Genomic DNA, 23,353 nt, shown 5'->3' on the forward strand with positions numbered 1-23,353 from the left:
CATACCGATTTTACTGGTAATAAGACACCGGTTTATTGATATTGAGATAGCACCAATCGTACATAACGCTTAACTGCATTGCTTGCCTTAGTCACATTTTCCTTAGTATTTTGCTCTTCACCTTCAAGGGCATTACGTAACCAAAAACCATCAATCATGGCTGCGGTAGACAATGCTGCCTCTTTCGCATGCTCCCTAGGAATAAGCTTTGTAAAACTATAAGTTAGGTTGCTTTCTAATCGTTTGTGGTTAATGCGCTGAAGTCTATGTAAGCCCTCATTATGTAACGACAAAGCCCAAAAGTTTAGCCATGTATTCGTTGCCGATGACTCTTGCTGCTCAACCGAAAAGTTGCTTTCTATAATGGTGTCAATACGCTCTAAATGACTACTAAAACTCCCTTGGAGTTTAAGCTTTTCAAGCAGGTATCGCATAGCGGCTTCAATTAACCCCTGCTTACCACCGAAGTAATGGCTAATAATACCGCTTGAAAGACCCGCTTGTTTGCTAATTAAACTAATTGTGGCGCTGTGAAACCCGTACTCAGCTATGACCACCAAGGTGGCATCAATTAGCTGTTTCTTTCGAATGGGCTCCATTCCTACTTTAGGCATGTAACTACTCCATACCGTATGAACCGCTGTAACGCACTCGAAATGTGCGTTACAGAAGCTCGTCTTACAGTGACTTAAAACGTTAAACGCGCATTAATGGCAACCGCGCGTGGCGCACCTATCCAAAATGCATTAGGGGCAATGGTAGACGCATAATCTTCATCTAGCACGTTGTTTACGGTTAAGCGAACTTCAAGTTCTTCCATTCCTTGACCTATATTGCTAATGTAACCACCAATATAAAGGTCGCTAACTAAATAGTCATCTACTTCAGCCGTATTGTAAATATCGATGAAACGAGAGTCGACATACTTTGTCGATATACCTGCGAAATAATTGTTTTTACTCCAGTCTAGGCTAATAACTGCCATGGTATCTGGCGTACCAATAACCGTATTTCCTTTTACGGCTACCAGTGAAGACTCAGCGTTAGTAGTATCGGCAATAGCGGCTTGTGCGCTAGCCAGTGAGTCATACTGCGTACCCGTGCCACCAATGGTTTCAATGTATTCCGACTCGCTTAATGTTAGTGACGTAAATACAGTAAGGTTATCGGTAATCGCAAAGTCTGCAGACATTTCAAAACCGCTAGACTCAATACCACCCACATTTCTATATCCACCTGCCGCGGCTTCTAAGAAGTCGATGCCGCTAGCAGTTTCATTGCTGGTGAATTGAATGCGGTTATTAAACTCAATGGTGTAATAAGTAATATTAGCATTGAATTTAGCACTTGAATAACGAAGACCCACATCAATGTTCTCTGCGGTTTCTGGTTCAATGAAGCGTAAATCCGTGTCGTCGCGTTCAAGTTGTGCATCTTTAATTGAAGCGAAGTTTTCACCGTAACCAGCGAAGAGTTCCAAGCCATCTACTGCGATAGGCGCAACAAAACCGGCAGAAAATAGCGTGTCAGAATCAGAATTAACATCTAGGTTGTTAGCGCTGTCGAAATTATCGTTTTTAGCAATATCAACGTTGAAACGCTTAGCGCCTAGACGTACTTTCGCTACCCCGAAATCAATTTCGTCTTCTACATAATACATTAGAGTATCAACTGGGAAGCTGCGGTCATACTGTACCCAGTAAGGCGAGTTATTAAAATCGTAACCAATCACTGAGTCGGTAATTTTATGCCAATCTCGGTATTCATCACGCTCATAATCTTCCCACCATAAACCAAAGCGAAGCGTGTTATCGAATTCACCTAACTTAGCGTACCAGATACCATCTGCATTAAAACCGATACGTTCTTTGTTGTAGTGGGTGTGTCGGTATGAGCCAACGGGAATTGCACCTTGTTCATGACAGCTTGGATCGTACTGTGCGCCCGCGCCACCATAAGGAAAAGTAATTGAGCTTGCGCAGCCAGCAATAGGAGAAAGCTGCATGCCATCGCGGTCGACAAAATAAATATTGCCAAGTGCGCTCCCACCGTAAACCGTATTCCCATTGACCAACTCTGAATGACCTTCAGTGCCGTCATCTTTTACGTCTACAAGGTAAGGCGGTACCCAATCACCACGCCCTTCGTTCTCATGATAATAGGCACTAGTAGAAATATCGACCGCGCCAACAGAGAATTCAGCTTTTAAGTAAGCCAATAGGTTTTCCCGTAGCGTAGACCAGCCTCGACGATAAGATTGATCTTGGTAAGGAATTCCCGTCCACTCGCTGGTAAGCTGATCCCAGTCAGGGTTTTGCGCATATTGTTCCAGGCTATAGATACGCTGGTAGTTATCTTCATGGGTATCGTCATACGAGACGTAACCAGTTAACGCAACGTTTTCCACCATAGAGGTAACTTTCAGCGCTAGATGGTCACGGGTGTTTTCAGCTACCTGATCCATGAAATCACTGCTTTCTTGTGTAGAAAGACTAATCCAGGCATACGTATCTTTTAAGATCTCGCCAGTGTCATAACGCACATAGTATTTTGACGCATCAAATTCACCCGCCGTAACACTCGCAACAAAGCCTTCTTCCTCACTAGGATTGATAGTAGTGAAGTTTAGGGTGCCACCCAGCGCTTCGTGAGAGCGAGAAGCAATATCGGACGTACCTTGCGATACTTCGATGGTTTGTAAGTTTTCGGTATCGATATAGCGGTTTGCTTTAGCGCCACCGCCATAATTTGAATTTCCGTTGGCAATACCATCTACTGTCATGCCAATTTGTTGTTCGTTTAGGTTAACTTGAAAGCCACGAATAACAATAGAAGTGGACCAATCATCGGCCCCAAATGTGTCCCCTTCGTTAATTAACACACCCGGTAAGTTATCTACCACAGCAAGCACACTGCTTAAATTAGCTTGTTGTTTTTGCATATCTTCAGAGGCGGCGTTATTAGCGTATGACACGCTTCGGCCAACAACTGTAATTTCTTCTATTTCATTAGATTTATCTTCGGCTATAGCTTCGGCGTGGCTATTCGATGTGCCTGATAAACCGGCCAGCACACTAAGTGCAATAAGATGGTAACGCGTCATGTGTATTGTTCCCTTTTTAATCTACTTGAGTGTTTTTCACCCAAGTAGATTAAAAAGCGGATGTGACAGTTACGTTAAGTTAAATTGAACATTCAATTAATAAAAAGTGACAGGCGATGAAAAAAGTGCAAAAAAAAGGCCCTTCATGAGAAGGACCTTTATTAAATAACTTAATTATCAGTAAGTTAAGATTGTGATATCGCGTTAAAATTAACTTCTTGATTTGGTGGTTGCGTCACTTTTTTTTTCGCATAAAGCAATGCATCGTGCAAATTGTCGTAAATAACGATACCTGGATGATTCACACAGATACTTTCTAACACTTCGTTCACCGCGGTATTAGCACCGCAAATCACTAATTGTCTACCTGCCGCCATGGCATCCACGGTCACTGTCTCTACCGCCATTGCTGCAGACACATCCACAGTAGGCACACGACTGAAATCTAAGATCATCACCTTTGAGCCCGCTTTTACGTTGTCTCGTACATGGTGACCTACATCAGCAGCGGCACCAAAACTCAATGGACCACCGAAGCTGAATATAGAGACCTTGCCCTTAAGCGACTCAAGTAACGCATTCTCTTCTGGATCGTTAAGTGACTCTGGAATTTTGCGAAGCTCTTCAAGTTGCAACTGAGCAATTTGACGTACGTAAGCTAAAGCCGCAAATACCACACCCACACCCACAGCAGTGATAAGGTCGACAAACACAGTTAGTGCAAGTACCAAAATCATCAGACCGAAGTCCCAACGAGGCCCCTTGTGAGCACGTTTCAAGTAGCTCCAATCAATGATGTCTAAACCCACTTTAACCAAAATACCAGCGAGTACAGCATGAGGAATTTGCGCCGCGAGCGGGCTAAGACCCAAGACTATCGCAAGTAATACCAATGCGTGAACCATACCCGAAATACGGTCTTTACCACCGCTACGAATATTCACAACCGTTCGCATGGTTGCACCTGCTCCCGCAATACCACCAATGAAACCCGCTACAGTGTTACCAATACCCTGACCGATTAACTCTCTATTACTATCGTGACGGGTACGGGTCATGTTGTCTGCTACCAATGACGTCAACAAACTATCGATAGCGCCAAGTACTGCAAGAATAAACGCAGCTTCTAAAATTAATAATGCTGTACCTTGCTCGAATACTGGCATTTGGATGCTTGGTAAGCCCGTAGGAATTTGACCTAAGATAGGTACAGATAACGCCAAGCTTGCAAGAGTACCAATGATAAGTGCTGCTAGCGCACCCGGCACATATTTACCTAGTGACGCAGGCCATTTGTAGGCAATGATTAATGTACCAATACCTAAGCCTAGCGTTGCAAAATTAATATCTGCAAGTGCTGTGGGTAGATAGCTTAATGCGCCAATAGTGCCACCTGGAGGCTCATGCCCCAACAGGCGGCCTAATTGTAGAATGATAATAATGGCACCAATACCCGACATAAAGCCTGAAATAACAGGGTATGGAACTAGGCGGATATATTCCCCAACTTTTAAGAAGCCGAAGATAATTTGAAAAATACCGGCGAGTATAACTGCGGTAAAGATCAAGCTTGCATCGCCTGAGAGGCTGGCAAACAAACCTGCTAATACAACAACCATAGGCCCTGTAGGCCCAGAGATTTGTGAGGGTGTGCCACCAAACAACGCGGCGAAGAAACCCACCGCAATAGCGCCATAAAGGCCGGCCATCGGACCAAGTCCTGAGGCTACCCCTAGCGCTAAGGCTAGCGGCAAAGCAACAATACCGGCGGTTAAACCACCGGTGATGTCACCACGTAAATTACTTACATTTAACTTAAACATGAAATGTTTCCTAAATTCTTATCGCGCAAAAGTGCTTATCGCTTAAGCTGCGCTTCTGCGTGAGATTGATCCATTACCTCAAACTCACCAGACTCGCTGTTGTAGCACAACACTTCGCCACTACCTATATTATAAACCCAACCATGAAGCGTAACTTGTTTGTTCGCAATTTTTGCGGCAACAGCAGGGTGTGTACGTAAATGCTGAATTTGCTGTACCACGTTTTCTTTCGTTACATCTTCTAGGTGATCGTGGGTTAGTTCAGAACAACCACTACGCTCTTTAACAACTTCAGTCGCAGCGCGACAATGGCCCAGCCATTCTTTAACGTGCGGCAATGAAGAAAGCCCTTCTGGCTTTAATGCGCCTTTCATTGCACCACAGTCTGTGTGTCCACAAACAACGATATGCGTAACGCCTAGTGCTGCAACAGCAAATTCGATTGAGGCAGTCATACCGCCCGTTTGGTTGCTATGCGGCGGCACGATGTTGCCCGCGTTACGACAGATAAACAATTCACCCGGCTCGGTTTGCGTTACCAAGTTTGGATCTATACGAGAGTCTGAACACGTGATAAAAAGCACTTCTGGGTTCTGACCGTTCGCCAGTTTTTGGAAAGCTGCTTTTTTTCCTGGATAAACTTCTTTCTGGAATTTAGCTACACCTGAAATAACGTGATCCATAAATATCTCCATTGAATAATTATTTTTTTACTGTCTGCGCCAGTGTCGCCTGATAGATTAATAGTTTAATATACCAGCTCGTGATAGCCTACACCTATCAAGCGTAAGAATTATAAAAATTAGGCGACGTAATAACCATGTTACTAAACGGTAAAACTCCATCGATTAACCAAATTCGTTATTTTGTTGCTGTAGCTAAATACTTAAGCTTTCGTCAAGCTGCCACAAGCCTAGGAATTAGTCAGCCTACTTTAACGAGTCAAATTAATGCCCTTGAAAGCAGTTTGGATTTAGTCTTATTTGAACGTTCAAGAACTGGCACCTTATTATCGCCTCAAGGCAAAGCGCTACTCGAAGCGGCGGAAGAAGTACTTCAAGCTAATCACCGTTTCAATGAAATAGCACGGGATCTGGCTGAAGGTGAAGTGGTTACCTTCCGCCTTGGTATCCCCCCTACGCTTGGTCCTTACTTGTTGCCCCATATTTTACCCGAATTGCATCAGCGCAAGCCAGGGCTTCGATTCTACGTGCGAGAAGCTGCACCACAGGCACTACAACATGGATTGCTGCACGGTGAATACGACTTAATTATCTCACCACTTTCCAGTGAATATTCGCAGCTTATAACTGAGCCTCTGTTTAACGAACCGCTTAAATTCGTTGTGCCTTCTGATCATAAGCTTGCCGGAAATGCCTTTGTTCGCCCCGAGCAAATTGCTGGAGAAAAGGTACTCACGCTAGAAGATAGACACCACTTTCATCATCAAGTGCAACATATTTGCGATGAAATTGGCGCAAACCTGCAACGAGATTATGAAGGAACAAGCCTAGATACACTGCGCCAAATGGTAGTAATGGGAATGGGCGTAGCATTTTTGCCTGGGCTATATATTCATTCAGAGTTGCATCACCCTGAAGCACTTCATGTTTGTGAAATAGAGGGCATGCCTATTGAAAGGCAGCACTCCTTGGCATGGAGAAATACCGCTCCCGGTCGCAAAACCTTTAGGGAAATTACCTCTGTGATAAGGGATATTATAGGTAACCGACTTTCCACTGCGGTGGATGTCATTAACGATTAATCACTTGTCTATGCCTATATGTTATCGCGAGCTACCTCACGAGCATGACAAAATTGATTAAAAATAATGGTATATTTACGGCAATGCATGAGAAAAATTCATAAATTATGATTGAACGTCAGCACCTTAAAATAATTAGCGCTATTCATAAACACGGCACAATGACAGAAGCCGCCAAGTCGTTGTTCGTTACCCAGTCAGCGCTTAGTCATTCGATGAAAAAGCTTGAAGCAAGCTTTTCGTTGCCACTGTGGCAAAAGGAAGGGCGAACGTTAGTGTTAACCCAAGCTGGCAAAAGCCTGGTTGGGCTTTCTCAGCGAGTGCTTCCTCAATTCGAGCATATCGAAGCACAGCTTCGTCGCATGGCGGAAGGCAAGCAAGGTATATTGCGTATTGGTATGGAATGTCACCCTTGCTTTGAATGGTTGCTAAAAGTCGTTGCGCCTTTTTTAAAGGCCTTCCCTGATGTAGACGTTGATGTAAGACGTGCTTTTTCATTCGGAGGCTTACAAGCCTTGCATGGTTACGACATCGATTTATTGCTAACGCCCGACCCATTATATTTAGATGCAATAAGCTACACTGGCGTATTAGATTACGAGCAGGTATTGGTGATGCACAATGAACACCCTTTGACTGAATACGCCTACATTAAACCAGAGCAATTGACCAATGAAGTGCTGATTACCTACCCGGTGGAAACCAATCGCTTAGATATTTTTGCTGGGTTTCTTACCCCAGCTGGCGCAAGCGTAAAACAACACAGAACCATTGAAACCACTGAAATTATTTTGCAAATGGTGGCCGCAGGGCGCGGTGTTACCGCACTACCTAAATGGTTGGTTGATGAAGCGAAAGAAAGTGCGGTGTTAACGTATAAGCCCTTAGGTGAAAAGGGCTTACAAAAAACCTTGTATTTAGGACACCGAAAAGAGGTAGACCCGATAGGGTTTGTTGACGAATTTATAACCTTAGCCAAAGCTAGCAGTCTGAAATAACACATTCATTACGTCGATTTTGTTACTACCGCTTATGCCATTCCAGCAATAAATTATTGGCAGGCATCTTATGTATTTCACGCAGCACCAAATCATTACTCCATGCTGTCAGCTCGCTGATATCACGATAGCCACCATATCCACGTTCGATAAGTGATTCATGAAATACTCTGTTACTTTCAGAAGAGAATTCGCCGCCAATAGTAAAGGGGCCATATTGACAAAAAACACCACCCGAAGGTAAGTATTCACTTACTGATTTCATCAACAGTTCAGCTTCATGACGCTGCATAATGTGGGCGGTATTAGCACTGTAGATACCTTGAATGGGTAGCGATGGAAAGCTGTCTTTACCTATAGTTAACGCCACGGGCTTTGTGACATTGAGTAACGAAGCTTCTTCTAACCAGGCTATAATACCTTCATGATAGTCAGGTTGGTCGCTACAGTACCATTGCAAATGCGGCAAGTTTTCAGCGAAATATACCGCGTGCTGACCTGTCCCACTGCCAACTTCTAATACGCCTTTACAATTAGCAAACGTGCGATTAAGCACAGCTAAAATTGGCGCTTTATTGTTTTCGCACGCTTGGCTAAACGGCTTTGAGAACGACTCAGTCATGTAAATTAGGCCCCAACCATTTCTCAGCTTCTTCCAGTGTCCAACCTTTGCGCGTGGCATAGTCTTCCACTTGGTCTTTTTGTATTTTAGCCACGGCAAAGTATTTACTTTGAGGGTGGGAGAAATACCAACCCGACACCGCCGCACCTGGCCACATGGCGTAGCTTTCGGTTAGTTTCATGCCGGTGTGTTGTTCCGCTGATAATAAATCCCAGATAAGCTGCTTCTCGGTATGCTCTGGGCACGCGGCATAACCTGGCGCAGGGCGAATACCTTGGTACTTTTCACGAATAAGATCGTCATTGGTTAAGTTTTCACTCTCGGCATAGCCCCAATACACTTTACGCACTTGTTCGTGTAAGTATTCGGCAAATGCTTCGGCTAACCTATCAGCCACGGCTTTCACCATAATACCGTTGTAGTCATCACCTGCCTTAATAAAACTATCGGCAAGTTCATCTTCGCCTATTCCGCCAGTCACGGCAAAGGCACCAATATAGTCGTTGATGCCTGATGATTTCTCGGCAACGTAATCAGCCAAACAATAGTTAGCAAATTTATCTTTCAACGTTTGTTGACGAAGATGATGCGCTACACCTTGCACTTCTGAGCGCGACTCATCGGTATACACTTCAATATCATCATCTACGCGGTTGGCATGAAACAGGCCGATAACCCCTTTAGCGGCTAAAGAATTGTTAGCTATAATGTTATCTAGCATCTCGTTTGCATCGGCGAATAAAGATCTTGCTTCTTCCCCGACCACTTCATCTTCTAAAATTCGTGGGTATTTACCAGCCAAAGACCAAGTTAGGAAGAAGGGTGTCCAGTCGATATACGGACGCAGCGTAGCGATATCTACATCCACTGGCGTTACGCCTAATTTTTTAGGGGTTACCGGTGCTTCTGTAAAATCTGGCGCGAAGGCATTAGCTCGCGCTTGCGCTAAGGTCACAGGCTTACTTCGAGGCTTCTTACGAGCATGCTGGTCGCGTACTTTGTCGTATTCTTTTGCCAGTTCTTCGGCGTAAATATCCCGAGAACCTCGGTTGAGCAGCTTTTGGCATACGCCAACGGCGCGACTCGCATTGGGAACATACACTACAGGTGCATGGTAATTTTGCTCAATTTTCACCGCGGTATGTGCTTTAGATGTGGTTGCACCGCCGATTAGTAGCGGTAAGTCGAAGCCTTGGCGCTCCATCTCTTTTGCCACATGCACCATTTCATCAAGTGAAGGCGTAATAAGACCAGAAAGGCCTATCATGTCTACGTTTTCATCTTTTGCCACTTGCAAGATAGTGGCGGCGGGAACCATCACCCCAAGATCAATCACTTCAAAGTTATTACATTGCAGCACAACGCCTACAATGTTTTTACCAATGTCGTGTACGTCACCTTTCACGGTGGCAAGCAATATTTTGCCATTGCTCTTAGTACCATCGGATTTTTCGGCTTCAATGTAAGGCTGTAAATGAGCCACGGCTTTTTTCATTACCCGCGCCGATTTCACAACTTGAGGCAAGAACATTTTGCCTTCACCAAACAAGTCGCCAACAATGTTCATGCCGTCCATCAACGGCCCTTCAATTACATGCAGCGGGCGCTCAGCTTGTAACCGGGCTTCTTCAGTATCATCGATGATGTAATCGGTAATGCCTTTAACAAGCGCATGGGCCAAACGCTTACTGACGTCTTGCTCTCGCCAGCTTAAATCTTCTTTTGCCGCTGCTTTGCCGTCGCCTTGATAGTTAGGGGCGATATCGAGCAAGCGTTCAGTAGAGTCACTACGGCGGTTAAGAATGACATCTTCTACCGCTTCGCGAAGCTCCTTTGGTATTTCATCATAAACTTCAAGCTGCCCCGCATTCACAATAGCCATATCCATACCAGCACGAATGGCGTGATACAAAAACACCGAGTGCATCGCTTCGCGTACAGGGTTGTTACCTCTAAACGAGAACGATATATTAGAAAGCCCCCCCGAGATATGCGCATAAGGGCAAAGCTCGCGAATTTTTCGAGTTGCTTCTATAAAGTCTACGGCGTAGTTATCGTGCTCTTCTATACCCGTTGCTACCGCAAAGATATTCGGGTCAAAGATAATGTCTTCTGGCGGAAAGCCGATAGATTCTGTCAGTAATTTATAACTGCGCTGACAAATCTCAACTTTTCGAGCTTGCGTATCGGCCTGCCCAGTTTCATCAAATGCCATGACTACCGTGGCAGCACCATAACGTTTGATTTTTTGTGCTTGGGCAAGAAAGCTTTCTTCGCCTTCTTTAAGGCTGATTGAGTTTACAATCGCCTTGCCTTGCACGCATTTTAGCCCCGCTTCAATCACTTCCCATTTTGATGAGTCAATCATAATAGGAACCCGACTGATATCAGGCTCTGAAGCAATCAGGTTTAAAAAGGTGACCATGGCCTGCTTGGAATCAAGCATGGCCTCGTCCATATTGATATCGATAATTTGCGCGCCGCTTTCCACTTGCTGGCGGGCAACATCAAGAGCCGTTTCATAATCACCCTCTAGAATAAGGCGTTTGAAACGTGCTGAACCGGTAACGTTAGTACGTTCACCAATATTAATAAATGTAGAAAATTGTGCGCTCACGCTGCCTCCTAATGTACAAACGGCTCAAGGCCAGACAAACGCATTTTGGGTTCGAACTTAGGGACCTTTCTTGGTGCTATGCTGCTTACCGCCTCGGCAATAGCACGAATATGTTCTGGCGTACTGCCACAGCAGCCGCCCACAATATTCACTAAACCTGACGCTGCCCACTCTTTGATATGCTCGGCCATTTCAGGCGCTTCTAAGTCATATTCGCCAAACTCGTTGGGTAAACCCGCATTGGGGTGAGCAGAGACAAGGCACTCGCTAATAGTTGAGACTTCTTCGACATACTGGCGTAACAAGTCAGGCCCCAAAGCGCAATTCAAGCCAAACGAAAACGGGCTAATGTGGCGCATTGAATAATAAAAGGCTTCAGAGGTTTGCCCCGAAAGCGTTCTGCCTGAGGCATCGGTAATGGTGCCTGAAATCATCACTGGCAAATACTTACCTAGTTTTTCGAACACGGTTTCCACGGCGAAAGCTGCCGCTTTAGCATTTAGCGTATCGAAAATGGTTTCAAGCATAATCAAATCTACGCCGCCTTCGATTAGCGCTTCGGTAGACTCTGTGTAAGCTTCTACTAAGGCGTCGAACGTCACGTTGCGCTTACCTGGGTCGTTAACATCAGGAGAGATAGACGCAGTACGATTCGTTGGACCTAATACACCGGCAACAAATCTTGGTTTATCAGGGGTTTTCGCTGTGAACTCATCAGCCGCTTTTCTGGCTAATTTGGCGGCAGCAATGTTGATATCTCGGGACTGCGCTTCCATGTCGTAATCCGCCATGGCTATTGTGGTGGCGTTAAAAGTGTTGGTCTCAACGATATCAGCGCCAGCTTCAAAGTAATCGCAATGAATTTGGTAGATAATATCTGGCTGTGTGATGGCCAAAAGGTCGTTATTGCCTTTTACATCACAATGCCAATCGGCAAACTGGGTGCCGCGATAATCTTCCTCTTCCAGCTTATGCTGCTGGATCATGGTACCCATCGCACCATCTAATACAAGAATACGTTGTTGAGCAGCGCTTAGCAGTGTTGCTTGCGCGCTAGAATCTGGATGTTGACTCACGCGTCACCTCTTTGGCTGTGATTTTTCAGCTAACTGATTTAAGTCATACGGCGTTGTTTGGTAAACATAGTAGTTTAACCAGTTTGTGAAGAACAGACTCCCGTGGGAGCGCCACCTGACGATGGGTGGCTTGGTCGGATCGTTATCCGAAAAATAATTTTTTGGTATGGCGGGTGACTGCCCAGCTTTAACATCCCTGAAATATTCATCTCCAAGGGTATCAGCATCATATTCTGGATGGCCCGTAACAAACACCATGCGCTTATCTTCTGAAGCAACAATATAAGCGCCTACTTCTTCAGACTCTGCCACCACATGTAACCCATCTACACTATTATAATTCGTGGTATCAATATGACCATACCGGGAATGAGGCGCATAGAATACCGGGTCGAAGCCACGCAATAATTCATTATGAGGGTCATTTACTTTATGCTCAAACACGCCAGAAAACTTTTCTTTGCGCAGCGTGCGGGTAAAGTTATAGAAGTGGTACATGGCAGCATGTGCAGCCCAACATAAATATAGCGTTGAGTTAACGTGACGCTGTGCCCATTCTAAAATGGTGGTCATGGTATCCCAGTACTTTACGTCTTCGTATTTTAGCAAAGCTAGAGGTGCGCCAGTCACGATAAGTCCATCGTATTTTTTGTCTGCCACTTGCGAAAAGTCGTGGTAGAAAGCATCCATGTGAGACTGAGGTGTATTTTTGGGCGCCTGATTATCGATACGAATAAAGTCCACATCAATTTGAAGTGGCGTGTTAGAAAGTAATCTCAACAGCTGTACTTCAGTCTCAATTTTATTAGGCATCAAATTTAAGATACCCACTTTAAGAGGACGTATATCCTGATTCGCCGCCCTATTGCTCTCCATGGTGAATATATTTTCGCCCAATAACACATTCTGCGCAGGCAGTTGTTCTGGTATACGAATTGGCATAGAAGGCTCCAGTCATAAATTACTATGACTGTATTGTGGCAATTACCACACAGATGTCAACATCTTTACGTCTAGACGTCTAAACGTGCGTTTGAGTGTATTATTGGGAAGGGGATTGTTTGTGTACCATAAACAACATTTCTGCTTCGGCACGGGGAATATCACAGGCTTCCATCACTTCTTCGATACTTGCGCCTTGCTTTACTAACTCGGCCGCTCGCTGATAGAGCCTCAAAGAGGGGTCTTGGAGTTTTAGTTCGCGGATCTGATTTTCGAAATCATCTTGCTTAGCTTGAAGGGCTTGCAGATGGCGAGTAACCACTAAGCTTCTGGTTTGCGCTTCGTTTTGTTGATGACCAAAATTTCGAATCTGGGTATCCATATCGTCGGTACGACGAGTTACAAGGTCTTGAAGTTCAACTATCGCCGCATGGTTTTTTCGCTCTTTTAACGTCAACCATATCGCAAAAATACCAAGCACTATTACAAGTGCAAGCAATAGTAGTTCGTTGACTGTTGGAGCAATAAACTGCAGATCCATATGCGAAGATGCCTTAATTCGTACCTATATAAACCGGAAATAAAAAAGGCAGATAACCCAGTTACCTGCCCTTTAGACGTGTAGGCTGACTAAATTGAACTTAGTTCATCCCACTCTTCGTCACTTAAGAGTTTGTTTAAATCAACTAGGATGAGAAGCTCACCGTCTCGGTTGCTTACCCCTTGGATAAACTTAGCACTTTCTTCAGTACCCACGTTTGGCGCACTATCAATTTCAGACGAGCGAAGGTAAACCACTTCAGCCACGCTATCAACAAGTATACCCACGACTTGTTCATCAGATTCGATGATAACAATACGGGTATTATCTGTTATTTCTGTTGGTGGTAACCCAAAACGTGCACGTGTATCAATGACCGTAACAACATTACCACGTAGGTTAATAATACCTAGTACGTAGTCAGGTGCGCCGGGTACAGGTGCAATTTCAGTGTAACGTAATACTTCTTGCACTTGCATTACGTTAATACCGTATGTTTCTTCACCTAAGCGGTATGTCACCCATTGAAGGACTTCATCATTACTATCGGTGGTATTACTGTTCGTTCTTTCGTCGCTCATGAACCTGGCTCCCAATACTCGGCGTCTGGTCGTTACTGCCTAAGCCTTTGTTAAGCATAGATATTAATTCGTTAACGTCAATTAACGCGCACATTTTCTCTTTAACCATCCCTGCTAACCAGGGACGCTTACCGGTAGACTCACGCCATTTGACGTCAGCTTTTGCCAAGGTGACCGTGTTGACCAGTTTCTCGCTGGCCAATCCCCACGAACTATCCCCTAACATAATAAGATATCGGTAGTTCAATGACTCTGCGAGACGCTCATCATACTTTTCTGGCATGACCCACCTTGCAGAATCTACAACGCTAAGCTTTTCTTCGCGATGTATCATCACCCCCATAAACCAATCTGGTTTCCCAAATAAAGGGCCTATCTTTTCAATTTGATGTATACCACCTAGGGTGGTTAATGGCACCGCTAACGTTAGCCCTGCCACTTCAAAAAATAATGCCTGAAAATTATTTTCAAGGCTGTCGACCAACAATTCTTTTTCTTCTGATTGCCCCTCTTCTGAGGAGGCATTGACTGACTCTGCAGTCTCATTATCTATTTCATTGTAGTCGCTTTTTTCGTATTGCGTAGTTTCTTCGACATCTTTGCCTGTGCTAGATGACACTGCTTCTATGATGGCTTCTTCAACCACTATTTGTTCAGTGGTAGGTGCTTCATCAATCGTTGCCTCTTCGGCTAACGTTTGCACTGCCTGCTCAAGCAATTTTGCCGTTCGCGCAGTAACGTCTGCCGGATCATCTGGCTCTTTTAATAGGCTATCGAGATAAGCCTCTACAACGTCTTCCCGTGCAAAAGGTCCTTGATTGCTCATCTAACTTTACTTCTCCAAAACCTCAAGTAACTTGCTGTAAGCCGTTACCCCTCGGGTTTTCGGGTATGCTGCGGAAATTGGCAACTGTACTAAACTCGCATCTCTAAAATGCGTATCTACGGGAATTACACCTTGCCAAACCCGCTCTCCATAATCGCTCATTAAACGCTTTCTTGATTCAAGTGCTGCGTTAGTGCGTTTGTCGAACATAGTAGGAATAATTACAGTGTCAAAAGACTTTTGCAGAGAGCGCCCCATTATTTCCATGGTGCGTATCATTCTATCTAAGCCTTTCAGCGCCAAATACTCTGTTTGTGTCGGCACTATCACTTTGTTACATGCTGCCAATGCGTTGACCATAAGTACACCAAGTACTGGCGGGCAATCAATAATGACGACATCAAATTCATTCTCTACTTTGGCCAGCGCTTTTTTCAGCACTAAGCCCATTCCTTGTTCGCTTCCCATTGTTCTGTCTAATGTGGCTAATGCCATGGTAGCGGGCAAAACGTACAAATTATCTAGCTTAGTTGGACACAAACAGTCCATGACCATATCGGCAGTGATGTCAGAAGACTTAATAAAAATGTCGTAGACAGATTGACTCAGCAACTCTGCATCTATGCCGAAATAATAACTCAATGAGGCGTGGGGATCGGTATCAACCATCAATACTCGCTTCCCGCGCTGAGCTAACAAACCACCTAAGGTTACTGTCGTTGTTGTTTTACCAACTCCGCCTTTCTGGTTTGCAACTGTCCACACCTTCATCGTTTTAATTCCCAGCTTATATTTACTTGGGTTGTTGTTCATTCAAAGACAGCACTAACGCTGCATTTGAGCTATCTCATTTCGGTTAGAATACAGCTGCTCATGTCATCTATATCTATACTATTAACCGATATGTTTGCAGCAGCTACCGCTTGAGGCATGCCATAAACAACACATGAATCCTGATCTTGAGCCCAAATGGTAGCGCCGTTATCTTTCATCGAACGGCAGCCTTCTCGTCCATCAGCGCCCATGCCAGTTAAAATAATACCCAATAAATCGCCACCATAAGCTTTGGCTAGCGAACCGAAGGTTAAATCAACACTCGGCTTATAATTGATTTTATCAGACGGGTTAGCGTCGGTAATTACTACTTTCTTATGAGAGCCGGAACCCTCTATCAACATTTGTTTGCCACCGGGGGCTAAATAAGCACACCCTGGTTTTAATATGTCGCCATGTTCAGCTTCTTTAACCCTAATGTCGCAATGAGAATTAAGCCGCTGTGCAAATGCGTTAGTAAAGGTACCGGGCATATGTTGTACCAGTACAATTGGATAAGGAAAGTCTGATGGCAGTGATACCAATATCTTCTGCAATGCCACTGGACCACCCGTAGATGCACCAATTGCTAAACACTTATACCTTTTACCAGAAGCCTTAATCGAGGAAACTGTGGGCTGCCTCGTGGCATCTTTCCTTCCGCTAAGTAGACTAGAACTTTTGAAAAACGCTTGTTTTGGCGCGTTATCAGGGAACTTTCTACTTTCAATACGCTTTAATACAGGGCGTTTTATGCCGACACCACGCCGTGCAATCAATCTCACTTTTGTACAGAGCAGTCGTGCTGCATCTTTACGGTCTTGGGCGATATCTTCGAATTTCTTTGGCAGAAAATCTAATGCACCGGCTTCTAACGCATCTAGCGTTGCTTGCGCACCATGGTGCGTAAGAGACGAAAACATCAAAATAGGCACCGGCCGTTTTTCCATAATGGCTTTTACCGCCGAAATACCATCCATTATCGGCATTTCCACATCCATTGTAACTACATCAGGTAGCAGTGTATCTATTTTGTCTAGAGCATCTTGCCCGTTACGAGCTTCACCAATAACTTCAAGTTCTCTATCATCGTCGAGAATTTCACGAACTCGACGACGATAAAAAGTAGAATCGTCCACGACCAGGACTTTAAAGACCATGGATGTTAATTTCCTATCTGTTACGCCGTATTACTTTAAAGGCTTTCGAGCATAACGCTTCAGTAAGCTAGGGACATCTAAGATGAGTGCAATTCCACCGTCAGATGTAATAGTTGCTCCCGCCATACCAGGCGTTCCCTGTAATAAGGCATCTAATGGTTTTATAACCACTTCTTCTTGGCCTATTAGCGCATCAACAACAAATCCAACTTGCTGGGTGCCTATTTGAACCACGACGACGTGACCTTTTTCTTTGCTTATATTTTTAGGTCCGCGGATCAACCATTCTCCGAGGAAGAACAGTGGTATCGCTTTAGAACGAACTATCATGGTTAATTGGCCATCAACCGTATTGGTTTTCTTGATGTCCATATTGATAATTTCGTTGACCGCTCCTAACGGTAACGCAAATGTTTGTTTGCCAACCACAATCATTAGGGTAGGTAATATCGCAAGCGTTAGTGGAACTTTAATATCGAGTCGAGTACCTTTTCCAAGCTGGGAATCAATATTAATAGTACCGTTAAGCTGGTTAATTTTTGTTTTAACCACATCCATGCCTACACCACGACCCGAGATATCACTTATCTCAGTTTTGGTTGAGAACCCTGGTGCAAAAATAAGGTTGAACGCTTCAACATCAGACATACGCGCAGCCGCATCGGCGTCTAAAACACCTCGGCTTATAGCAATCTCTTTTAGTTTTTCTGCATCCATTCCCTTACCGTCATCTTCGATGGTAAGTAGGATATGGTCACCCTCTTGAGAAGCCGATAGTCTCACGGTTCCCATTCGAGTTTTACCTGTAGCCACACGATCATCTGGCATTTCAATACCGTGATCTACCGAATTTCTCACTAAGTGAACCAGTGGGTCGGCAAGTGCTTCTACCAGATTTTTATCTAAATCTGTCTCTTCACCTTCTAATTCTAAGGTGATTTCTTTTTTCAAAGTACGTGCTAAGTCTCGAACAACGCGAGGGAAGCGGCCAAACACTTTTTTAATTGGCTGCATACGGGTTTTCATAACCGCACCCTGCAAATCGCCCGTTACCACATCTAGGTTAGCAATTGCCTTCGACATACTTTCGTCGGCATTGGTTATTCCTAAACTCAGCAAACGATTTCGTACTAATACTAACTCGCCAACCATATTCATAATTTGGTCTAGGCGTTTGGTATCAACACGTACTGTGGTTTCTGCTTGAGGAGGAGCAGGCGTTGCTTTTTTATCGTCTTTTTTAGCAGCGGGTTTAGCCGGCTCTGCCGTCTTCTTAGCTGCTGGACTAGGTGCGGGTGCTTTCCCGGCAGGCGTTGATTTAGCAGGCGTACTAGCGGCAGATTGTTCTGCTTTAGCCTTCTGAATCGCTTCCGTCGCTTTTTTATCTACAGGCGGTGTATTTGCTTCAGGCTCAGTCCCTTGAGCCGTAGGCCCTTGCCCTGAGCCATGTAATTGGTCAAGTAGTGCTTCAAACTCATCATCGGTAATTTCTTCACCACTAGGTGCTGCCGCTTTCGGTGCAGCCGCAGGCGCTGGTTCTTCTTCTTTGAATTTACCTTTGCCGTGGAGTTCGTCTAACAGTGCTTCAAATTCATCGTCGGTAATATCATCACCTGAACCACCGGCTGCCGGTGCAGCCGCTTTTGGTTCTGCCTTAGGCGCAGGTTTGCCCGGCGCACTCGAACCATGAAGTTCATCAAGCAAGGCTTCAAATTCATCTTCAGAAATTTCGTCAATGCCGCCATCGCCACTATCAGCAGGCCCTTCAGATACGGGCGCTTCTTCCAACGCGAACTCTTCCTCGGCAACAGGAGTTTCACCCGCGTCACTGCTGTCACCAAAGATATTTTCGTCTGGGGTTTCTGGGGTGCTTAACTTATGTAGCAAATCAACAAGTTTTGCGTCTGCAGGCACTAGGGGTTCTTGCGCTTTAACACGCTCAAACATCTCTACGACTACATCGGTGGCCTGAAGAATGGTGTCCATTAATTCAGGCGTAAGAGTACGTTGTCCGTTTCGCATTACATCGAAAACGTTTTCTGCACCGTGGCAAATTTCAACTAATTCGGTAAGCGACAAAAAGCCGGCGCCACCTTTTACGGTATGGTAACCACGAAAGATAGCATTAAGTAAATCTGCATCTTCAGGATTATTTTCCAGATCAACGAGCTGTTCTTGTAATTGTTCAAGGATCTCCCCAGCTTCAACTAGAAAGTCCTGTAATATATCCTCGTCAACATCAAACGCCATGCGCCCGCTCCCCTAAAAACCTAAGCTAGACAAAAGATCATCTACGTCATCTTGGCCAGATACAACATCATCGCGTTGGTCTGCATCAATAATTGGACCTTCGGCTTCGACACTATCGATCTTGTTAACTTTTTCGACTTTCGCTTCAGATGGCTTGCCTAGTTCCGCCTGTTCGGGTTCACCGAACATCGTAAGCATATTAACTAAGCTATCTTCCACTTCTTTTACGAGTTCAATCACTCTGCGAATAACTTGACCGGTAAGATCTTGGTAACCTTGTGCCATTAACACTTCGGTAAGCAATGATGTAAGCTTAGCCGATTGTTTCGATCCGTCTTCTAGCAATTCGTCTAAATCTGCACATAAAACTTTGAATTCACCCAACTCAAGTTGACGATTCATCAGTTTTTTCCACTCCGGCATGATTTTCTCGATGCGGGTAGAGAGCACTTCAGCAATTGGCATACTCTCTTCAACTGCATCCATGGTGGTATTGGCAGCTTTTTCCGTTTCTTCGATAACGTACATGAGTCGCGTTTGCGCATCAGGAATGTCATCAACGGTTAAATTTTTAATACGTTCATCGATTTGGAAGTTATTTAACGAGTCATGAAGTTGACGCGTTAATTTACCAACTTCAGCAAAGAGCTCAATGGACTCTTTCATCGAAACAGCTTCTAAGACAGCGTTCGCTGATGCGTTATCGCCCTCTTCAAGATACGCTACCAATTTTTTGGCTTCTTCGAGCGTTATAGAGACACTTTCATTTGTCGACATCCAGTAAACCTCATTTCTCTGGTGAGCGTCTGGATCAACCTAAACGTTCGAAGATTTTATCTAATTTTTCTTTCAACGTAGCGGCAGTGAAAGGTTTAACAACATAACCATTCACACCAGCTTGCGCTGCGGCAACGATTTGTTCTTTCTTCGCTTCTGCTGTCACCATAAGAACCGGTAGGTGTTTCAACTTATCATCTGCACGTATAGCGCGTAATAAATCGATACCTTGCATACCTGGCATATTCCAATCTGTTACAACAAAGTCAAAATCACCTTGTTGTAGCATAGGTAGCGCGGTGTTACCGTCGTCCGCTTCCTGGATATTGGCAAAACCCAAATCTTTTAGCAGGTTCTTTATGATACGTCTCATGGTAGAAAAATCGTCAACCACGAGAATTTTCATACTTTTATCCAAAATAGCCTCCAATGAGGGGTTAATTGTTATTAATTTCTATTCTTCGTCAACTTGCCACGATTTCATTCGTGATTTGAGTTTTAACATGGCCTGACTATGAATTTGGCTCACTCGCGATTCACTAACATCAAGAACTTCGCCAATTTCTCTAAGGTTCAGTTCTTCATCATAGTATAAAGAAAGTACAATCGCTTCCCGTTCGGGTAATGTAGTAATAGCATGTGCTAGCGCTTTTTGGAAAGCCCCTTGCATCAAATCTTCTAACGGCGCGTCGCTACCTCGGTTTTTTTCTGTAGAAATAACATCTTCAGAAACCCCTAAATCTTCGATCCCCACCAATTTACCGGCATTCACTTCGTTAAGCATTTGATGATAATCTTGCATGCTTACATTCATTTTAGCTGCAATATCAACATCTCGCGCGTCACGACCAGTTTCACCTTCAACTTGAGAGATTGCTTCGGTAATGGCTCGTCCGTTTTTGTGCACGGAACGAGGTGTCCAATCACCTTTTCTGATTTCATCAAGCATCGCGCCACGAATACGTATACCCGCAAAGGTTTCGAAGCTTGCGCCTTTGGAACCGTCAAAATTTCGTGCAGCTTCTAGCAGTCCAATCATACCGGATTGGATTAAATCGTCGACAAGTACACTGGCTGGCAGTCTCGCCATTAAGTGGTGTGCTATTCGCTTCACCAGCGAAGCGTGACGCTCAACTAACTGTGACTTGTCCGTTTGCTGTTGATAAGCGGCTGCTTTGCTATTCAACGCTGACTTCCTACTGCTTTATCTGCTATTAGTTGTTCAATAAAAAACTCTAAGTGACCTCCTGGTTGCGCAGGAATAGGCCAAGATGCTGCTTTGGCTGCTAGCTGGCTAATCGCCACTGCCGCAGGAGAACTTGGATAAGCATCTACAATTGACGTTTGCTTACGTACCGCTCGTCGTATGTTCTCGTCAAAAGGAACCGTTGCCACCAATTCTAGCGCAACATCCAAAAATCGCCCTGTTACTTTCGATAGTTTGCTGAAGAGTTCCTGCCCTTCTCTAACATCGCGGACCATATTGGCGACCACTTTGAAGCGAAAGACACCGTGCTCTCTGTTAAGAATTTTAATTAACGCATAGGCATCGGTGAGTGAAGTAGGCTCATCGCACACTACCACCATAATATCTTGAGAGGCTTTGGAGAAACTTAGCACCATATCGGAGATACCTGCTGCGGTATCGACGATAAGCACATCAATGGGCGAACGCAATTCGCTGAAAGCTCTAATAAGCCCTGCATGCTGCGTTGGTGATAGCTCTGCCATTGATTGAGAACCTGATGTGGCTGGTGCTATTTTTATACCGTGAGGGCCCGTAACGAGAACATCGTCCAAGGTACACTCACCAGATAATACGTGGGAGAGGTTTTTCTCTACTCGCAATCCTAGCATTACATCCACATTGGCCAGACCTAAGTCTGCATCCAATACCATTACCCGCTTTCCCTGCTTTGCCATAGCAATAGCCGTGTTTAGCGTAATATTTGTTTTACCAACGCCACCTTTACCTCCGGTGACGGCGATAACTTTGATTAATCGTGATTGCTTCATTTTTCGTAAGCTACTCGCTTGATCATCAATCATACTGCTCGTGCTGTTTTAACCACATTGTTACTAGTAGTATGATTCAAACCGTACTTTTTATAAAGCTTTGCAGCAGCAGATACTAAAGATTTTGCTTCTGCAATCTTAATGTCTTCAGGAACTTTCTGTCCATCTGTTACATAACTGACAGGTAACTGGTACTCCACCGCTGCGCTAAGCACTTCGCCTAGAGAGTAGCACTCATCAAGCTTTGTAAAGATACAACCGCTAAGTTCCACCCCTTCGTACGCATCTATAATACGTTGTAACGCAGCATATTGGGTATTCGCTTGCGCTACTAGGTATTTTTTCACTGGCTGCATTTGACCGTTATCAAATTGATTTATCTGTTTAATTAATCGACTATCTCGCTGACTAAAGCCTGCCGTATCAATTAACACTAGTCTCTTATGGCGTAATTGAAACAATAAATCTGATAATTCTTCACTACTTTGTGCTTTACGCACTGTGCAGCCAATAATTTTTCCATATGTGGCTAATTGCTCAAACGCTGCAATACGATAGGTATCTATCGTAATCATGGCAACGGAGTCAGCACCATATTTCTGTGCATAGCGAGCAGCTAATTTAGCGACTGTGGTGGTTTTACCTGTTCCGGTAGGACCCACTAACGCAACTGCGCCCTTTTGCGTAAGTATATCGTTACCTGTCACATTAATGCGATTAGCCAATAGGTTTAAAAGATAAACCCAAGCGTCACGCTCGTTGTAATGCGACGGCGTGTAACTAATTAGTTGCTCTGCCAGTGATTGACTCAGTCCCATATCGGTTAGACGCTGAATCAAATAGTGATGTACAGGTTGCTGACGACGACTTTTTGCTTCCATCAAATCGGCCACTTGGTATTGAAGTACATTTCGTAGTGACGCCAACTCTTCTTTAATCTGAGACAATTCGTCAGACTGAGGAGCTCTGCTTTTATCAATACTTTCATTCAGGCTAGATGCCTGATGGCTAGGGAATTCAGAGGTGTTTTGATTTGCTTCTACATCGTCGATAAAGGCTTCTGAAAAGTCTAAGTGCGAGGCAATTTGATTGGCATGCTGAGCGTTGGCACTAGGTGCTGAAGATGAGCTTTGAATGCTGCCACCATGTTGTTTTTCCAACAGTGCTTTTAAGCTATCTGGACCATCATCACCGATGATTTCACTAAGACTAGGTACAGCCGCTTTCGCTTGACCTGGTGCTCTAGGTGCAGGCTTTTTAATCGACAGTTTGGCTTCTGGCTCTTTATCGTAAGCGGCTACCAGCTCGATACCGTCAGCAAGCTTTCGGTTCGACATGATAACGGCATCGCTACCCAATTCCGCTTTAACTTGGCTTAAAGCTTCTCGCATATCTTTGCCAAAGAAACGTCTGATTTTCATTGAAAACTCTCCAATCACCCAG

The 23,353-nt window shown here is 44.5% G+C and carries 21 protein-coding genes; 2 read left to right on the forward strand and 19 right to left on the reverse strand.

Features of this window, described 5'->3' with window-relative positions:
- Positions 1 to 32: 32 nt before the first annotated feature.
- The 4 genes from betI to JKP82_RS01055 form a co-directional block, all read right to left on the reverse strand.
- Positions 33 to 614, reverse strand: a complete 582-nt coding sequence (gene betI, locus JKP82_RS01040) for a transcriptional regulator BetI (RefSeq protein WP_232370582.1) — start codon at positions 612 to 614, stop codon at positions 33 to 35.
- A 74-nt stretch (positions 615 to 688) separates the two neighbouring features.
- The gene (locus JKP82_RS01045) at positions 689 to 3,103 is read right to left on the reverse strand and encodes a TonB-dependent receptor domain-containing protein (protein ID WP_218395498.1); all 2,415 of its coding nucleotides are present in this window, start codon (positions 3,101 to 3,103) and stop codon (positions 689 to 691) included.
- A 185-nt stretch (positions 3,104 to 3,288) separates the two neighbouring features.
- Complete coding sequence (locus JKP82_RS01050) at positions 3,289 to 4,926, reverse strand: SulP family inorganic anion transporter (RefSeq protein WP_159529412.1); 1,638 nt, start codon at positions 4,924 to 4,926, stop codon at positions 3,289 to 3,291.
- A 35-nt stretch (positions 4,927 to 4,961) separates the two neighbouring features.
- Complete coding sequence (locus tag JKP82_RS01055; RefSeq protein ID WP_159529410.1) at positions 4,962 to 5,609, reverse strand: carbonic anhydrase; 648 nt, start codon at positions 5,607 to 5,609, stop codon at positions 4,962 to 4,964.
- Positions 5,610 to 5,746: 137 nt separating this feature from the next.
- Between JKP82_RS01055 and JKP82_RS01060 the strand changes: the two genes are divergently transcribed.
- Positions 5,747 to 6,691, forward strand: a complete 945-nt coding sequence (locus tag JKP82_RS01060; protein WP_159529408.1) for a hydrogen peroxide-inducible genes activator — start codon at positions 5,747 to 5,749, stop codon at positions 6,689 to 6,691.
- A 107-nt stretch (positions 6,692 to 6,798) separates the two neighbouring features.
- Positions 6,799 to 7,689 (forward strand): LysR family transcriptional regulator, encoded by an 891-nt coding sequence (locus tag JKP82_RS01065; protein ID WP_159529406.1) that lies wholly within the window; start codon positions 6,799 to 6,801, stop codon positions 7,687 to 7,689.
- Between the two features lie 25 nt (positions 7,690 to 7,714).
- On the opposite strand, the gene JKP82_RS01070 is transcribed toward JKP82_RS01065, so the two are convergent.
- The 15 genes from JKP82_RS01070 to flhF form a co-directional block, all read right to left on the reverse strand.
- Positions 7,715 to 8,311 (reverse strand): DUF938 domain-containing protein, encoded by a 597-nt coding sequence (locus tag JKP82_RS01070; protein WP_159529404.1) that lies wholly within the window; start codon positions 8,309 to 8,311, stop codon positions 7,715 to 7,717.
- Entirely contained in the window at positions 8,304 to 10,928 is a 2,625-nt protein-coding gene (gene metH, locus JKP82_RS01075) for a methionine synthase (RefSeq protein ID WP_218395500.1), read from the reverse strand. Before metH ends, JKP82_RS01070 begins: the two co-directional genes overlap by 8 nt.
- Before the next feature lie 8 nt (positions 10,929 to 10,936).
- Entirely contained in the window at positions 10,937 to 12,004 is a 1,068-nt protein-coding gene (locus JKP82_RS01080) for a homocysteine S-methyltransferase family protein (protein WP_159529400.1), read from the reverse strand.
- 3 nt (positions 12,005 to 12,007) lie between these two features.
- Positions 12,008 to 12,946: a homoserine O-acetyltransferase MetA gene (metA, locus tag JKP82_RS01085; protein WP_159529398.1), complete on the reverse strand. Its 939-nt coding sequence runs from the start codon at positions 12,944 to 12,946 to the stop codon at positions 12,008 to 12,010.
- A 100-nt stretch (positions 12,947 to 13,046) separates the two neighbouring features.
- The gene (locus tag JKP82_RS01090; RefSeq protein ID WP_159529396.1) at positions 13,047 to 13,487 is read right to left on the reverse strand and encodes a DUF2802 domain-containing protein; all 441 of its coding nucleotides are present in this window, start codon (positions 13,485 to 13,487) and stop codon (positions 13,047 to 13,049) included.
- An 89-nt stretch (positions 13,488 to 13,576) separates the two neighbouring features.
- The gene (locus tag JKP82_RS01095) at positions 13,577 to 14,068 is read right to left on the reverse strand and encodes a chemotaxis protein CheW (RefSeq protein ID WP_013785082.1); all 492 of its coding nucleotides are present in this window, start codon (positions 14,066 to 14,068) and stop codon (positions 13,577 to 13,579) included.
- Positions 14,043 to 14,894 carry a chemotaxis protein CheW gene (locus JKP82_RS01100; protein ID WP_159529395.1) on the reverse strand — a complete coding sequence of 284 codons (852 nt, stop codon included), beginning with the start codon at positions 14,892 to 14,894 and terminating at the stop codon, positions 14,043 to 14,045. Before JKP82_RS01100 ends, JKP82_RS01095 begins: the two co-directional genes overlap by 26 nt.
- Positions 14,895 to 14,900: 6 nt before the next feature.
- Positions 14,901 to 15,665 (reverse strand): ParA family protein, encoded by a 765-nt coding sequence (locus tag JKP82_RS01105; RefSeq protein WP_057793285.1) that lies wholly within the window; start codon positions 15,663 to 15,665, stop codon positions 14,901 to 14,903.
- Between the two features lie 71 nt (positions 15,666 to 15,736).
- Positions 15,737 to 16,867, reverse strand: coding sequence for a protein-glutamate methylesterase/protein-glutamine glutaminase (locus tag JKP82_RS01110; protein WP_159529393.1), 1,131 nt, complete (start codon positions 16,865 to 16,867; stop codon positions 15,737 to 15,739).
- A 30-nt stretch (positions 16,868 to 16,897) separates the two neighbouring features.
- Positions 16,898 to 19,117: a chemotaxis protein CheA gene (locus JKP82_RS01115; protein WP_159529391.1), complete on the reverse strand. Its 2,220-nt coding sequence runs from the start codon at positions 19,115 to 19,117 to the stop codon at positions 16,898 to 16,900.
- A gap of 12 nt (positions 19,118 to 19,129) precedes the next feature.
- Entirely contained in the window at positions 19,130 to 19,894 is a 765-nt protein-coding gene (locus JKP82_RS01120) for a protein phosphatase CheZ (protein WP_159529389.1), read from the reverse strand.
- 34 nt (positions 19,895 to 19,928) lie between these two features.
- A complete protein-coding gene (gene cheY / locus JKP82_RS01125; RefSeq protein WP_013785088.1) occupies positions 19,929 to 20,312 on the reverse strand; it encodes a chemotaxis response regulator CheY in 384 nt (127 codons plus the stop codon).
- Between the two features lie 36 nt (positions 20,313 to 20,348).
- A complete protein-coding gene (locus tag JKP82_RS01130) occupies positions 20,349 to 21,080 on the reverse strand; it encodes an RNA polymerase sigma factor FliA (protein WP_013785089.1) in 732 nt (243 codons plus the stop codon).
- The gene (locus tag JKP82_RS01135; protein WP_159529387.1) at positions 21,077 to 21,943 is read right to left on the reverse strand and encodes a MinD/ParA family protein; all 867 of its coding nucleotides are present in this window, start codon (positions 21,941 to 21,943) and stop codon (positions 21,077 to 21,079) included. The genes JKP82_RS01130 and JKP82_RS01135 overlap by 4 nt, the downstream gene beginning before the upstream one ends.
- Positions 21,940 to 23,331 carry a flagellar biosynthesis GTPase FlhF gene (gene flhF / locus JKP82_RS01140; RefSeq protein ID WP_218395503.1) on the reverse strand — a complete coding sequence of 464 codons (1,392 nt, stop codon included), beginning with the start codon at positions 23,329 to 23,331 and terminating at the stop codon, positions 21,940 to 21,942. The genes JKP82_RS01135 and flhF overlap by 4 nt, the downstream gene beginning before the upstream one ends.
- Between the last annotated feature and the right edge of the window lie 22 nt (positions 23,332 to 23,353).

Source organism: Alteromonas lipotrueae (assembly GCF_019249215.1).
GTDB lineage: Bacteria > Pseudomonadota > Gammaproteobacteria > Enterobacterales > Alteromonadaceae > Alteromonas > Alteromonas lipotrueae.